Raw genomic sequence first — 15,664 nt, 5'->3', positions numbered from 1 at the left:
AGGCTTTAGTTTTCCGTGAATAGATAAAAGTTAGTAGGAGTTTATCTTATTCTTTTTGTTTGAACATTGTAATTATAAGATAGTAGTGTTAATTAAGTGTTAGTTTTAAACTATTAATTTTGCAGCAATAGTTGTAACTGCTGTTTCACTTCTTAAAATCAAATTAGAATTAATCCCAACAGTTTTTTCTTCTGTGAATTTTTCTAACTCTTTAGGTGAAAAACCACCTTCACATCCTACAATTATACTTTTTATATCTTTCTTATCATCTATGTGATTATTAGAAAAATTAAAAACAAAACTATCTTTGTAAGAAGCTAAAACCTCATCTAAAGAAGTTAATATTTCTAATTTTATAATTGAACTTCTTCCACATTGTTGTGATGAGTTTATCAATATTTTTTCAAACTTTTCTATATTTAATTTAAAGTTTTTCTGTGAATAATCAGCATAAAAAAAAGTAATTTTATCAACACCTATTTCATTTAAATAAGGAAGTTGTTTTTCAATAGTTTTTGGATCAACAATAGCCCAAATAATATGAAGTTTATTATTAGCCTCAACTATCTTTTCTTCTTTTTTTATAAGTCTTAAATTTGCATCTTTTTTACTAATATCAAATATTTCGTACTCATAAACAAAATTATTTATTAAATTCCTAAAAAAAACAGTTGAACCAACTTTTTCTCTTCTTGCTTTAAAAAGATATTTATATATGTCACCTTCAACCTTAATTGTTTCAAGTGATGCCTCAGATGAATAAACAAATTGCACTAAAAAATCTTACTTATGATATATGTTAAAACAATTATAACAATTTCAATAAGATAAATTTTCCTAGAAAATCTAAAAAATTCCTCTTGCAATTGAGTATCATCACTTTTTATAACTCTCATTTTTTTGAATCTTTTTATCTCTAATACCATTACAGCAATTGCAGCTGCTATCATTATAAATATAGTAAAACTAAATGTTCTTTGATAAAAAGCAACAATTGTTCCTGTATAAATAATAATTGCATTTAAAGTATGATACAAAGGGGTAAAGAATTTAAGTCTTTTTGCTAATTTTATAAAATTATTTATATTATACACACTATAAAAATTAATTATCATAACCGATATAAAAAGGTATACAAAAAATACATGTGTGTCAATTGTTGAACTACTAAAATCCATGTTTATCTCACTTTTAAAAAATTTTGCTATTATATCAAACTTAAGCATAGGTTGAAGTAAAAGGATTTTATATGAGTGTATCAATTGAAGAAGCTTTAAATATAATTGTAAATTCTATTCAAATAAACAAGTTTGAAATAGTTCCAATTGAAAATGCAACATCAAGAATAAGTGCCGAAAATTTACATGCAACTGTATCTTTGCCAAAGTTTAATAACTCTGCAATGGATGGATATGCAATACTTTTTGAAGATAAAGACAAAGAATTGACTCTTACAAATAAAATATTTGCAGGTGATAATAATCAAGATATTTTAGAAACAGGTACAACAATTAAAATCATGACAGGGGCTAGAGTTCCACAAAACTGTGAAGCTGTTGTTCCACAAGAAAATACACAAACTATTGGAGATAAAATTAAAATTACTTCTGATATTAGAAAAATGCAACATATTAGATTTATTGGTGAAGATATACAAAAAGATGAACTATTAATTAAAACTGGCGAAGAATTAAATTTCTCAAAAATCACTCTTCTTGCATCTCAAGGTATTTCCCATGTAAAAGTTTATAAAAAACCAAAAGTTGTAGTTTTTGCTTCGGGTGAAGAGTTAAAACTTCACTACCAAGGAATTAAAGAGTACCAAATATACAATTCTAATACTCCAACTTTTATAGCAAGAGTTAAAGAATTGGGTTGTGAAGTGAGTTTTATAGGCCAAGCAAAAGATTCAATAGAATCAATAAAAGAGCATGTAATTAACTCTTTGGATGCAGATTTAATAATATCCTCAGGAGGTGTTTCAGTTGGAGAAGCAGATTTTACAAGGGAATCATTTACCCAAGTTGGATTAGAAACTTTATTTGATGGAGTAGATGTAAAACCAGGAAAACCAACAATTTTTGGAAAAATAAAAGATACTTTTATATTAAATCTTCCAGGTAATCCTTTAGCTTCAGCTATGGTTTTTGAAATGTTAGGTCAAATAATTATTCAAAAAATAATTGGTTCTAAAGATTTTTACCATAACTTTATAATGGCAAAACTTGACCAAACACTTTTAAATAAAAAAGGAAGACTTACCTTACTTCCAGGTTTTTTTGATGGAGAGAAATTTACTCCTTCTGATAAAAAAAGCCCAGGAATGGTATCTATTTTATGCCAATGTAATTCATTCATTGCTTTAGATAAAAATGTATCAAAATTAAATGAAAATCAAAAAGTAAAAGTTATTCCAATAAATTGGAAATTCTTTTGCGATGAAAAAAAGGACTATATAACTTATGAGTAAAAAAGCTATTTGTATTTTAAGTGGAGGTATGGATTCCACTCTTGCTTCATATATTGCTAAAAATGAAGGTTATGAAATAATTGCTATCCATTTTAACTATGGACAAAGAACACAGAACAGAGAATTAAAAGCATTTAGAGATGTTTGTGAAAATTTGAAAGTTAAAAATAAATATGAAATTGATATTCCATTTTTCACACAAATTGGAGCAAGTGCTTTAACTGATGCCAATATTGATGTTCCAATTGATGGTGTTAAACCAGGAGTTCCAGTAACTTATGTGCCATTTAGAAATGGTATCTTTCTTTCAATTGCCGCAGCAGTTGCAGAAAAAGAGAATGCAGAAGCAATGTTTATAGGAGTGGTGGAAGAAGATAGTAGTGGATATCCTGATTGTACAGATGCCTTTATAAATCAAATAAAAAATGCAATCAACGAAGGAACAAAAGAAGCAACACACATTAGTATTAAAACTCCTTTAGTAAAACTTCACAAAAGTGAAATTGTAAAAAAAGCCCTTGAATTAAATGTTCCACTTGAACTTACTTGGTCTTGTTATAAAGAAGAAAAAGAGGCTTGTGGAGTTTGTGATTCTTGCAGACTACGATTAAATGGATTTGCACAAGCAAATTCAAAAGATCCAATACCATATAAAGGTTCTTGATGAAATGGAATATTTCAAAAGAGTTTGATTTTTGTTATGGCCACCGAGTTTGGTCACAAGAATTAAATCCAGAATTTTCACTTGATACTTGTTTAATGTGTAGACATTTGCATGGACATCAAGGAAAAGTAATAGTTCACCTAGAAAGTTCAAGTTTAAAAAATGGAATGGTAACTGATTTTAAACACTTAAATTGGTTCAAAAAATTTCTTGATGATACTCTAGATCATAAATTCATCTTAGATTTAAATGATCCATTATTTGAAACTTTATTACCTCATTTTAAAAACAAAGAAGAGTTAATTTTCCATGAAGAAGGATTTTATACCTTTGATTTAAATAGTATAAAAGAAGAAGCAATTCACATTCATGAAATGTATGAAGGATATGTACTTGTTGATTTTGTTCCAACAAGTGAAAATCTTTCTGCTTGGCTTTTAGAGATTATTCAAACCAAGATGAATGAATTACCAATAGAAGTATCCCATGTAGAATTTTTAGAAACTCCAAAAAGTAAAAGTACAGTATATGCTTGAAGTAAATGAGATATTTGGTCCAACGATTCAAGGTGAAGGTAAATATGTTGGTAATCCCTCTATTTTTATAAGATTTGGCAAATGTAATTTTAGATGCGAAGGCTTTGCAGTTGAATATGAAACTCCAAGTGGAGTAAAGAAATGTTCATGCGATTCATTTTATGCAGTTGATCCAGCATTTAAAGACCAATGGCATAAGATGAATAAAGATGAAATCATAGAGCAAGTTAAAAAGTTAGAGCCATCATATAAAGCAGATATAGTAATAACAGGTGGTGAACCACTTTTGTATTGGAAAGATGAAGAGTTTCAAGAAATTTTAGAATATTATATATCAAATGGATATAAAGTTACAATAGAAACAAATGGCTCTTTAAATATAGACTTTACAAAAGAGTATCAAAAAGAGTTAATATTTTCTATGAGTGTAAAACTTTCAAACTCCCTTGAACCACTTAAAAAAAGAGTCAATGAAAATACTCTTAAAAAAATTATAAATAATACAAAAGAATCTTATTTGAAATTTGTAATTAGTAAAGAATTTATAGAAAAAGCAAAAGATGAGATTGAATCAATTTCATCAATTATACCAAATTGTGAAATTTATCTTATGCCAATGGGTGATAGTGCTTATGAAATAAATAAGCATAGCGAAAGCGTTATAGACATGGCTATTAGTTCAGGGTATAAATATTGTGATAGGCTTCATATAAGGGTTTGGGATAATAAAAGAGGCGTATAAATAGAAATTAAATTAAAATTTTGATATTATTAAAGCTATTTTTATAAAATAAACATAAGGATAAAGATGAAATTTACAGGTTCAAATGTACTAGTTACAGGTGCTAGCAGAGGTATAGGTGCGCAAATTGCCAAAACTCTTGCAAGTCATGGACTTAAAGTATGGATTAATTATAGAAGTGGAGCAGATGCTGCTTCTAAAATTCAAGAAGAAATTGAAGCTGCTGGTGGAAAAGCTGCAATTATAAAAGCAGATGTAACAAATGAAGATGAGTTTGTAAGTGCAATTAATACAATTATTGACTCAGATGGTGAGTTATCATACTTAGTTAACAATGCTGGTATTACAAAAGATAAATTAGCTCTTAGAATGTCTGTTCAAGATTTCAATGATGTTATAAGTGCAAACTTAACATCAGCATTTATTGGTTGTAAAGCTGCATTAAAAGTAATGGGTAAAAAAAGATTTGGTTCAATTGTTAATATCTCTTCAATAGTTGGAGAAATGGGTAATCCTGGTCAAACAAATTACTCAGCTTCTAAGGGTGGATTAAATGCTATGACTAAGTCATTTGCAAAAGAAGCAGCATCTAGAAGTATAAGATACAATGCCGTAACTCCTGGTTTTATTCAAACAGACATGACTGATGAATTAAAAGATGAAGTAAAAGCAGAATATGAAAAAAATATCCCACTAAGTAGATTTGGGAAGCCAAGTGAAATCGCTGATGCGGTTGCATTTTTGTTAAGTGATCACTCTTCTTATATAACGGGAGAAATCTTAAAAGTTAATGGTGGATTATACGTATAAAAGCTAAAAAAATTTATTTAAAAGAATATTTAAAGGCTTTTAGGTATAATTCTAGGACAATTTTAAAAAAGGAAAGAAAATGGCATTATTAGATGATGTGAAAGAAGTAGTAGTTGAGCAATTAGATTGCGATCCAGCTGAAGTTAAAGAAGATTCAAAATTCATTGAAGACTTAGGGGCAGATTCGTTAGACGTTGTTGAGCTAGTTATGGCTTTAGAAGAAAAATTTGACATCGAAATACCTGATGAAGATGCGGAAAAAATCTTAACTGTTTCAGATGCTATCAAATACATCGAAGATAATAAATAATCAAGTAATAAGACATTATTCTTGACTCAAATAGAGAGTTAACTTTTAACTCTTTATTTAAATTTTTGAATTTTTATAAGAAAATTGAACAATTTAAATAATTAAATTATAATCACAAATGGAGCTTAAATAGATGAAAAGAGTTGTAATAACTGGTCTAGGTACTATAAATTCTTTAGGACACAATGTAAATGAATCATTCGATGCAGTAGTAGCAGGTAAATGTGGAATTAGAGATATTACTCTTTTTGATTCAACTGAATATTCAGTAAAGTTTGCAGGAGAAGTAAAAGATTTTGATCCAACAACAGTTATGGATAAAAAAGAAGTAAAAAAAGCTGATAGATTCATCCAATTAGGTATTAAAGCTGCAAAAGAAGCTATGATTGACTCTGGTTTTGCAAGTGAAGATAATAATAAAGTGAGCGATGAACTTTCTACAAGATTTGGAGTAATTTCTGCTTCTGGAATTGGTGGATTATCAACAATTGAAAAAAACTCTGTTGTTTGTGATACAAAGGGACCTAGAAGAATATCTCCTTTCTTTATTCCTTCATCATTAGTAAATATGTTAGGTGGATTTATTTCTATTGAGCATGGATTAAAAGGGCCTAACTTATCTCATGTAACTGCTTGTTCTGCTTCAACTCATGCTTTATCAGATGCTGTTAAAACAATTGCTTTAGGTGGTGCTGATAATATTTTAGTAGTTGGTGCTGAAGCTGCAATTTGTGGTGCTGGAATTGGTGGATTTGCTGCAATGAAAGCATTATCAACTAGAAATGATGATCCACAAACTGCATCAAGACCTTTTGATAAAGAAAGAGATGGTTTTGTTATGGGTGAAGGTGCTGGAGCTTTAGTTGTAGAAACTTTAGATTCTGCTCTTGCAAGAGGTGCTAAAATTTATGCAGAGATAATTGCATTTGGAGAAAGTGCTGATGCAAATCATATCACTGCTCCTGTAATGGATGGTCCATTAAGAGCTATGAGAGCTGCATTTGAAATGGTAAAATCAAACACAGGTGAATATCCAAAAATTGATTATATTAATACTCATGGTACTTCTACTCCAGTAGGAGATGCAAATGAAACTAAAGCAATAAAAGAATTATTTGGTGGAAAAGAAAATTGTCCTCCTGTAACTTCAACAAAAGGTCAAATTGGACATTGTTTAGGAGCTGCTGGAGCAATTGAAGCAATTTTTACAATTAAATCATTAAATGAAGGTATCATTCCTCCAACAATTAATATGATTAATCCAGATGAAGATTGTGACTTGGATTATGTACCAAATGTTGCAAGAAAAGCAGAACTAACTACAGTTATGAGTAATAACTTTGGTTTTGGTGGAACTAACGGTTCAATCATATTTAAAAAATTTATAAAATAATTTATATTAAAAGATAAAAATCTTTTTAATAAAGGAATAAATTGTCAACTTATTTAACATTTGAAGAAAAAATAAAAGCTATCGAAGAAGATATAATAGTAGCAAAATCAAAGTCAGATGAACATGCAGTTGAAATATTAGATAAAAAGTTAGAAAAAGAAGTTGAAAAGACTTTTAAAAATTTAACTGATTATCAAAAACTTCAATTAGCACGACATCCAGATAGACCTTATGCCTTAGATTATATTAGAGGTCTTTTAACAGATGCTTACGAAATCCATGGTGATAGGCACTTCAATGATGATAATGCAATAATTTGTTATTTAGGTAAAATTGGTGATGAAAAAGTTGTAGTAATTGGTGAACAAAAAGGTAGAGGTACTAAAAATAAATTAAAAAGAAATTTTGGAATGCCAAGTCCGGAAGGTTATAGAAAAGCTCTAAGAGCTGCAAAAATAGCTGAAAAATTTAATTTACCAATTCTTATGTTAGTAGACACTCCCGGTGCATATCCAGGAATAGGAGCAGAAGAGAGAAATCAATCTGAAGCTATTGCTAGAAATTTATATGAATTTTCTGATTTAAAAACTATTACAATTTCTGTAGTAATTGGTGAAGGTGGTTCAGGTGGAGCATTAGCTATTTCAGTTGCTGATAAATTGGCAATGATGAGATACTCTGTTTACGCTGTAATTTCACCTGAAGGTTGTGCTGCAATTTTATGGAATGACCCTGCACAAGCTGAAACTGCTGCAAATTCTTTAAAAATCACTGCTGAGTCATTAAAAGGTCTTAATTTGATTGATGATGTAATAAATGAACCATTGATTGGTGCACATAGATCAAAAGATGAAGCAATAAAAGCCTTAGCTGATTATTTCCTAGAATCAGTAAAAGAGCTAAGAGATATGTCTCAAGAAGAGAGATATGAAAAAAGATACCAAAAACTTATGTCGTTAGGTAGTTTTTCTCAAAAATAATAAAAAGAGGAAAACCTCTTTTTACTGTTTAGCTTTTTCTCCAACTAAACTCCCCACATATTCTCCACCTAATATATGGAAATGTAAGTGATGTACAACTTGACCACCATGTTCACCAATATTTGTAATAATTCTATATCCATCATCTCTTAAATTTAGTTTTGAAGCAACTTTTTGAATAAACTCAGTCATTCCGGCCATTACTTTTGGAGGTACAACATCAAATGAAGTATAATGTTCTTTTGGTATAACTAAAGCATGAACTTTAGAAGCTGGATTTATATCTTCAAAAGCTAAAAACTTTTCATCTTCTAATATAGTTTTATTTGGAATTTCCCCATTCACAATTTTACAAAAAATGCACATATCCAGTTCCTTTTAATAGTATTAATTTTTATTATAACCAAACTCTAATAAAAACTTAAGTACAATAATCACCTTTTATATAAATGAAAACAGGGGAAATAAGTGAAAGAGTGGATCGAAAAAATAGAATCTGCTGATTCTATAGAAGCCTTAGAAAATCTAAGAATTGAGATACTTGGTAAAAAAGGTTTTTTAACAAAAGAGTTTGCAAGATTAAAAGATATTCCAAATGAAGAGAAAAAAGCATTTGCACAAAATTTAAATACTAAAAAGATTGAAATAACAAATGCCTTAGAGTCAAAAAAAGAGATTTTAGAAAAAATTGAATTAAATAAAAAACTTGAAGAAGAAAAAATTGATGTATCAAGATTTAATAATAAACTAACTTGTGGTGCAGTTCACCCAGTAGTTGATACAATGGATAAAATCATCTCTTATTTTCAAAACTTAAATTTTGCAGTTGAAGAAGGACCATTAGTAGAAGATGACTTCCATAACTTTGAGGCTTTAAATCTTCCCAAATATCATCCAGCAAGAGATATGCAAGATACTTTTTACAATAAAGATTATACACTTTTAAGAACGCACACTTCTCCTGTGCAAATTAGAACTATGTTAGCGCAAAAGCCCCCTATTAGGATGATAGCACCAGGAACAGTATTTAGAAGAGATTTCGATCTTACTCATACACCTATGTTTCATCAAATAGAAGGATTAGTAGTAGATAGTTCTGATAAAATCTCATTTTCAAACTTAAAACATGTACTTGAAGAGTTTTTAAAACATATGTTTGGAAATGTTGAAGTTAGATTTAGACCTTCTTTCTTCCCATTTACAGAACCATCAGCTGAAGTTGATATTTCATGTGTATTTTGTAAAGGTGATGGTTGTCGTGTTTGTTCGCATACAGGATGGCTTGAAGTTTTAGGATGTGGAATCGTTGATCAAAATGTATTTAAAGCAGTTGGATATGAAAATATGTCTGGTTATGCCTTTGGATTAGGTGTTGAGCGATTTGCAATGCTAATTCATAATATTGGAGATTTAAGATCTCTATTTGAAAGTGATTTAAGATTATTAGGACAGTTCAAATGATAGTTACAAAAAGATGGTTAGAAGATTTTATAGACATCTCTAAAATTGATATAAATGATATTTGCAAAAAATTAAACTCTATTGGTTTAGAAGTTGATTCATTAGAAAAAGTTAGAATACCTTCAGGTGTTGTAATTGGATATGTGGAATCAAAAGAAAAACATCCAGACGCTGATAAACTATCAGTTTGTCAAGTAAACATAGGTAGTGAAGTTACACAAATCGTTTGTGGAGCTAAAAATGTAGCAGCTGGTCAATATGTACCAGTTGCTACTGTTGGATGTGTTCTTGGAGCTGATTTTAAAATAAAAAAAGCAAAACTAAGAGGTCTTGAATCAAATGGTATGATTTGTTCTTCTACTGAAATTGGTCTACCTAAATTAAATGATGGAATACTAGAACTTGATGATTCTATTGGTGAGTTAGTTATTGGAAAAGAACTAAATGAATATAGACTTATCAATGATGATATCATCGAAATAGAATTAACAGCTAATAGAGGTGATTGTTTAAGTATTCATGGAGTTGCAAGAGAGTTAAGTGTTTGTTATGGTGTAACTTTATGTGAACAAGAAAAAAACTTAGAATACAATGACATTGGAATAGGACAACTTCTTGAAATAGAAAGTGATAGTACTATCTCATCATCTTTAATTTATAAAGCTGGAGATTTTACAGAATTAAAAGTTCCTATATTATATAAATTAAGAGTTGCAACTATAGATTTATACAAAGAGTGTGACATAGAAAATATTTTATCTTATGCAACACATGCTACTGGTGTAACAATGCACGCTTATGCAAAAGCTGATTGTGATACTTTAAATGACTTATCTGTTCTTCATATTAAAAAATCAAAAGATGGCTTTGATGAAGTTTATGGAAAAGAAAAATTAAGCACAATTAGTATAAAAAATGAGGCTATAAATAAAGATGATACAACTTATATCTTAGAAGCTTCATATAATAATCCTGAAGAATTATCAAAAAATGTATTTGATAAAAAAATAAAAACAGGAGAAGTTTATTATAAAACATCAAGAGGAAGTGAGCCAAATATTGAATCAGGAATGGAGTATTTTACTACTTTAATTTCAAAATTTGGAGCAAAACTTTATAGAGGATATGAAGTATTTACGGAAGATAAAGAGAGACTATCAATAGATGTAAGTATTAAAAGAGTTAGCTCAATTGTTGGAAAAACTTTTACAAAAGTAAAAATTGAAAAAATATTAAGTGGTTTAGGATTTACGGTTAAAGATGGTGGTTCAGGTGTATTATCTGTTCAAGTTCCACTGTTTAGACATGATATTAAAAATATTGCTGATATAACTGAAGAGATTGTAAGAATAGTTGGTATTGATAATATTGAATCAACTCCTTTACAAATCGAAGAAGTAAATAGATTAAATGAAGCATCAAGTAAAATTACTAAAAAAAATAAAGTAAGAGCAAAAGCCATAGAAAATGGTTTTTTTGAAACCCTAACATATGTATTTACAAGTAAAGAAACTCTTGAAAAATATAATCTTGAAACTGTAGATGAAAAACTAGATATTTTAAATCCTATAGTAAATGAATTAAATACATTTAGAACTACAATATTAACAAATCTCATTGAAGCTTGTTCAAATAACTTCAAACAAGGATTCAAAAAAGTAGCTTTCTTTGAAATTGGAACAGTATTTGATAATCAAAGAAAAGAATCACAAAAAATTTCATTTATCTTTAGTGGTGATAGTGAATATGAATCATTTACAAATAATGGTAAACCAGCAAGTATAGAGTTTTTTGGATTTGCAAAAAAAGTTGCTAATACTATTGGTAAATTTGATTTAGAGCCAATGAATGAAATCAATAATTTATTAGTTCATCCATATCAAAATGCAAATATAATAGTTGATAATAAGAAAATCGGATTTATTTCAAAACTTCATCCAAATGTTGCAAAAGATTATGACTTACCTAATACTTTTATTGCTGAAATTGATTTTGACAAAATTGCAAATAATTTAATAAAAGCAAATGAATATTCTAAGTTTCAAGCTTCAAAAAGAGACTTAAGCTTAATTGTACCTAAAGATATTTCATACTCAAAAATAAGAAATGTAATTAATAGTATTGAAGATGCTACAATCCAACAATTTAATTTAGTAGATACATATAGTGATGAAAAATTAGGTGATAAAGAGAGTTTAACAATAAGATTTGTTTTACAAAGTTTTGATAAAACACTTGAAGAAGATGATATCAATGCTACTATGAACAGTATTTTAGAAAAATTAAATTCTGCATTAGGAATAGGAATAAGATAAATGCAAAGCTTTAGTATAGATGCTTTAAAAAAACCATTTAATATCGTTATTGATAATATTGCAAGTGATAAATCTATCTCTCATAGATGTGCAATGTTTTCACTTTTAAGTAGTGAAACATCACACATCAAAAACTTTTTAACAGCAGAAGATACCCTAAACACTCTTTCAATTGTAGAGCAATTGGGGGCAGAGATTAAAAGAGATGGTTCAACAGTAACAATTACTCCAAAAGGTACTTTAAGGGAACCTGCTAATGTACTTGATTGTGGGAATTCTGGAACTGCCATGAGACTTTTTTGTGGTTTTTTAGCATCTATTGATGGTGCATTTACCCTTGTAGGAGATAAATATCTTCACTCAAGACCTATGAAAAGAGTTGCCAATCCACTTAGAAGCATTGGAGCTAAAATTGATGGTAGAGAAGATGGCAATAAAGCCCCACTTTTTATAAGAGGTGTAAAAGAATTAAAAGCATTTACTTATCACTCACCTGTAGATTCTGCACAAGTAAAATCAGCAATGATACTTGCAGCTCTAAGGGCAAATGGAGTTTCTAAATATAAAGAAAATGAACTTACAAGAGATCATACGGAAAGAATGTTAAAAGGAATGGGTGCAAAAGTAGAAACTGATAATGAAGGATTTATAAATATTCATCCTTTAACTTCACCTTTAAAACCTTTGAATATAACAGTTCCTACAGATCCTAGTTCTGCATTTTTCTTTGCAGTTGCAGCTGCTATTACTCCAAATGCAAAAGTAACAATTAAAAATGTGACATTAAACCCTACAAGAACAGAAGCCTATGTAGTTTTAAAAAGAATGGGTGCAGATGTTGAATTTATCGAAAAAGAGAATGTCTATGAACCTATGGGAGACATTGTAGTATCTGCAAATGAGTTAAATGGTGTAGATGTTAGTGAAAACATTTCATGGCTTATTGATGAGCTTCCAGCGCTTAGTATTGCTATGAGTTTAGCAAGTGGGAAATCAAAAGTATCAAATGCAAAAGAATTAAGAGTAAAAGAGAGTGATAGAATAAGCTCAGTTGTAAATAATCTAAAACTTTGTGGAGTAAATTACACAGAATTTGAAGATGGATATGAAATAACTGGTGGAAAGTTAAAAAAAGCAACAATAAATTCTCATGGTGACCATAGAATTGCAATGAGTTTTGCAATAGCTGGATTAAATTCAGGTATGCAAATCCAAGATGTAGATTGTATTTTAACATCATTCCCAAACTTCAAAGAAATATTAGACACACTAAAAGCCTAAAAAGACAATTCCTTGTCCTCTTTAGGATTTGCTTCTTTAAAGTAGTTTTGCTATTTTATAAAAGAAGTTAAAAAAGAAAAGGTCCCTCAAAAATAGGGACTATTTTAAGGACAATTTATGAAAGTAAAATTAGCATCATCTTATGGATTTTGTTTTGGAGTTAAAAGAGCTATTAAAATAGCTGAAGAATACAAAAACTCAGCAACAATGGGTCCTTTGATTCATAATACAAATGAAATAGATAGATTAAAAAATGACTATAATGTAGGACTTTATAATAGTTTAGATGAAGTAAAAGACAATGATACTATTATCATAAGAACCCATGGAATTCCAAAGTTTGATTTAAAAAACTTAAAAGCAAAAGATGCAAAAGTTATAAATGCAACTTGTCCATTTGTTACAACTCCTCAACAAATAGTAAAAAAAATGTCAGCAGAAGAGTATTCTATTGTTATTTTTGGAGATAAAGACCATCCAGAAGTTTTAGGTGTACAATCTTATGCAAAAGATCAAGATGATGTTTTTGTAATACTAGAACCAGAAGATTTAAATAATATTAAATTTAAATACTCAAAAATTGCAACAATTGCACAAACAACAAAGAAAAAAGAAAAATATCTTGAAATAGTAAATACTTTAATTCCAAAAAATAAAGAAGTAAGAGTATTTAATACAATTTGTGATGCAACATTTGAAAATCAAGATGCTGCTCGAGAATTATCAAAAGAAGTAGATATTATGATTGTAATTGGGGGGAAAAACTCTTCAAATACAAAACAGCTACTAAACATCTCAAAAGAAAATTGTATAGATAGTTATCTTTTAGAAGATGAAAGAGAATTAGACCCACAATGGTTTAAAGACAAAAAGCTTTGTGGCATAACAGCGGGTGCCTCAACGCCTGATTGGGTTATTCAAAAAGTTGTAAACCAAGTAGAAGCATATTAACTAAATTTTAAAATTAAACTTGTTTAAGCCAATCTTCGATATAATCACTGCATTTTATAAATAATGGTTATACGAAGGAAAAATATGGGTATCGAAGATATTGAAATTGGTGAAGACTTTGACTTTGAGCAAATGCTTAATGAGTCTTTCGAAAATGCAGAGAACAACTCTGTAGTTGATGGTGTTATTGTTGAGATTTCTGGTGAAAATGTTTCTGTTGATGTTGGTCAAAAAGTTGAAGGAAGACTACATATCTCTGAAATAACTATTGGTGGTGAAGTTAAATATAAAGTAGGTGATACAATCCCTGTTATATTAACTGGTATTAGAGGTGAAAAGCCTTCTATCTCTCATAAAAAAGTTTTACAAAAAGAAAAATTTGACGCTTTTGTAAAAGAGCATACTGAAGATTTAGAAAATGTTACAATTGAAGGTAAAATTATCTCTATTAAACCTAGAGGTGGATTTATAATCGAAGATGACAATGGCTGTGAATACTTCATGCCAATGGCTCAATCATACTTAAAAGCTCAAGGTGCACTTGGTAAAAAAGTTAAAGCGAAAGTTTTAAAAATCAATGAAGCACAAAACTCAATCATAGTTTCAAGAAAAAAACTTATTGAAGAATCTAAAATAGAAAAAGATGCAAAAGTTGCACAATTTTTAGAAAATGATGGTCTAATCAATGGAACAATCAAAAAAATCACATCTTATGGAATGTTTGTAGATTTAGGTGGAATTGATGGTTTAGTAAACTACAATGAAATCTCTTACAAAGGTCCTGTTAATCCATCTAATTATTATGCTGAAGGTGACGAAGTTACTGTTAAAGTTTTATCTTATGACAAAACTAAACAACACTTATCATTATCAGTTAAAGCTGCACTTTCTAACCCTTGGGAAGAAATCAGAGACGAATTAGATGTAGGTGATACTATTACTGTTACTATTTCTAACTTTGAATCTTATGGTGCATTTGTTGACTTAGGAAATGATATTGAAGGTTTATTACATATCTCTGAAATTTCATGGAATAAAAATCTTAAAAATCCAAAAGACTTATTAACATTAGGTGATGAAGTTAATGTTGAAGTTATTGAATTAGATGTTGATAAAAAAAGATTAAGAGTATCTTTAAAAAATCTTCAAGAGAAACCTTTTGCAAAATTTACAAAAGAGCATAAAGTTGGAGATATCGTTACTGGTAAAGTAGCAACTTTAACTGAATTTGGAGCATTTGTTACTCTAGGTGATGTTGATGGGTTATTACACAACGAAGAAGCTTCTTGGGAAGGTAATGCAAAATGTAAAAACCTTTATAAAAAAGGTGATGAGCTTGAAGTTAAAATTATCAAAATTGATAGAGAAAAAGAAAACATTTCATTATCAATCAAAGATATTACAGACTCTCCAGCTAAAAATTTTCAATCAACTCATAAAATTGGTGATATAGTTAAAGGAACAATTAAAGATCTTAAAGATTTCGGATTATTCATTAAACTTGAAGACAATTTAGATGGATTAGTTAGAAATGAAGATTTTGCTCCTACTACTGCTGAGAATATCGAAATTGGAAAAGAAATTGAAGCTGTTGTTGTAAATATTGATACTAATAGAAATAGAGTTAGATTATCAATCAAAAGATTAGAACAACAACAAGAAAGAGAAATCTTAAAATCTGTAAACGATGATTCGTCTATGACTTTAGGTGATTTATTAAAAGACCAAATGAAATAATTCAAGGATTTAGA

The 15,664-nt window shown here is 29.0% G+C and carries 16 protein-coding genes; 13 read left to right on the top strand and 3 right to left on the bottom strand.

The window, feature by feature from the left end; genetic code table 11:
* Positions 1-105: 105 nt before the first annotated feature.
* Both LXN10_RS09100 and LXN10_RS09095 read right to left on the bottom strand, forming a co-directional pair.
* A complete protein-coding gene (locus LXN10_RS09100) occupies positions 106-774 on the bottom strand; it encodes a 16S rRNA (uracil(1498)-N(3))-methyltransferase (protein WP_375722723.1) in 669 nt (222 codons plus the stop codon).
* Positions 774-1,226 (bottom strand): hypothetical protein, encoded by a 453-nt coding sequence (locus LXN10_RS09095; RefSeq protein WP_375722722.1) that lies wholly within the window; start codon positions 1,224-1,226, stop codon positions 774-776. The genes LXN10_RS09100 and LXN10_RS09095 overlap by 1 nt, the downstream gene beginning before the upstream one ends.
* 23 nt (positions 1,227-1,249) lie before the next feature.
* Between LXN10_RS09095 and LXN10_RS09090 the strand changes: the two genes are divergently transcribed.
* The 8 genes from LXN10_RS09090 (at position 1,250) to accA (ending at position 7,905) form a co-directional block, all read left to right on the top strand.
* A complete protein-coding gene (locus LXN10_RS09090; RefSeq protein ID WP_375722721.1) occupies positions 1,250-2,470 on the top strand; it encodes a molybdopterin molybdotransferase MoeA in 1,221 nt (406 codons plus the stop codon).
* Positions 2,463-3,134, top strand: coding sequence for a 7-cyano-7-deazaguanine synthase QueC (queC, locus tag LXN10_RS09085; RefSeq protein ID WP_375722720.1), 672 nt, complete (start codon positions 2,463-2,465; stop codon positions 3,132-3,134). Before LXN10_RS09090 ends, queC begins: the two co-directional genes overlap by 8 nt.
* A complete protein-coding gene (locus LXN10_RS09080; protein ID WP_375722719.1) occupies positions 3,134-3,670 on the top strand; it encodes a 6-carboxytetrahydropterin synthase in 537 nt (178 codons plus the stop codon). Before queC ends, LXN10_RS09080 begins: the two co-directional genes overlap by 1 nt.
* Positions 3,663-4,412: a 7-carboxy-7-deazaguanine synthase QueE gene (locus LXN10_RS09075; protein WP_375722718.1), complete on the top strand. Its 750-nt coding sequence runs from the start codon at positions 3,663-3,665 to the stop codon at positions 4,410-4,412. Before LXN10_RS09080 ends, LXN10_RS09075 begins: the two co-directional genes overlap by 8 nt.
* Positions 4,413-4,478: 66 nt before the next feature.
* Positions 4,479-5,222: a 3-oxoacyl-ACP reductase FabG gene (gene fabG / locus LXN10_RS09070; RefSeq protein ID WP_013134307.1), complete on the top strand. Its 744-nt coding sequence runs from the start codon at positions 4,479-4,481 to the stop codon at positions 5,220-5,222.
* Between the two features lie 79 nt (positions 5,223-5,301).
* Entirely contained in the window at positions 5,302-5,532 is a 231-nt protein-coding gene (acpP, locus tag LXN10_RS09065; protein WP_013134306.1) for an acyl carrier protein, read from the top strand.
* Between the two features lie 133 nt (positions 5,533-5,665).
* Positions 5,666-6,925, top strand: coding sequence for a beta-ketoacyl-ACP synthase II (locus LXN10_RS09060; RefSeq protein WP_375722717.1), 1,260 nt, complete (start codon positions 5,666-5,668; stop codon positions 6,923-6,925).
* Between the two features lie 41 nt (positions 6,926-6,966).
* Positions 6,967-7,905, top strand: a complete 939-nt coding sequence (gene accA, locus LXN10_RS09055) for an acetyl-CoA carboxylase carboxyl transferase subunit alpha (RefSeq protein WP_375722716.1) — start codon at positions 6,967-6,969, stop codon at positions 7,903-7,905.
* Positions 7,906-7,926: 21 nt separating this feature from the next.
* On the opposite strand, the gene LXN10_RS09050 is transcribed toward accA, so the two are convergent.
* Positions 7,927-8,271 carry a histidine triad nucleotide-binding protein gene (locus LXN10_RS09050; protein WP_375722715.1) on the bottom strand — a complete coding sequence of 115 codons (345 nt, stop codon included), beginning with the start codon at positions 8,269-8,271 and terminating at the stop codon, positions 7,927-7,929.
* A 102-nt stretch (positions 8,272-8,373) separates the two neighbouring features.
* Between LXN10_RS09050 and pheS the strand changes: the two genes are divergently transcribed.
* From pheS to LXN10_RS09025, 5 genes are all read left to right on the top strand, one after another.
* Entirely contained in the window at positions 8,374-9,366 is a 993-nt protein-coding gene (gene pheS / locus LXN10_RS09045; RefSeq protein WP_375722714.1) for a phenylalanine--tRNA ligase subunit alpha, read from the top strand.
* Complete coding sequence (gene pheT, locus LXN10_RS09040; protein WP_375722713.1) at positions 9,363-11,681, top strand: phenylalanine--tRNA ligase subunit beta; 2,319 nt, start codon at positions 9,363-9,365, stop codon at positions 11,679-11,681. The genes pheS and pheT overlap by 4 nt, the downstream gene beginning before the upstream one ends.
* A complete protein-coding gene (aroA, locus tag LXN10_RS09035) occupies positions 11,682-12,962 on the top strand; it encodes a 3-phosphoshikimate 1-carboxyvinyltransferase (protein WP_375722712.1) in 1,281 nt (426 codons plus the stop codon).
* 117 nt (positions 12,963-13,079) lie between these two features.
* Complete coding sequence (locus LXN10_RS09030; RefSeq protein WP_375722711.1) at positions 13,080-13,913, top strand: 4-hydroxy-3-methylbut-2-enyl diphosphate reductase; 834 nt, start codon at positions 13,080-13,082, stop codon at positions 13,911-13,913.
* 84 nt (positions 13,914-13,997) lie between these two features.
* On the top strand, positions 13,998-15,650 hold the full coding sequence (locus LXN10_RS09025; protein WP_375722710.1) for a 30S ribosomal protein S1: 1,653 nt from the start codon (positions 13,998-14,000) through the stop codon (positions 15,648-15,650).
* The last annotated feature ends 14 nt before the right edge of the window (positions 15,651-15,664 follow it).

The sequence above is a fragment of the Arcobacter iocasae genome (genome assembly GCF_042214795.1).
GTDB classification, from domain to species: Bacteria; Campylobacterota; Campylobacteria; order Campylobacterales; family Arcobacteraceae; genus Arcobacter; species Arcobacter iocasae.
This window is presented reverse-complemented; position numbering and strand designations above follow the sequence as displayed.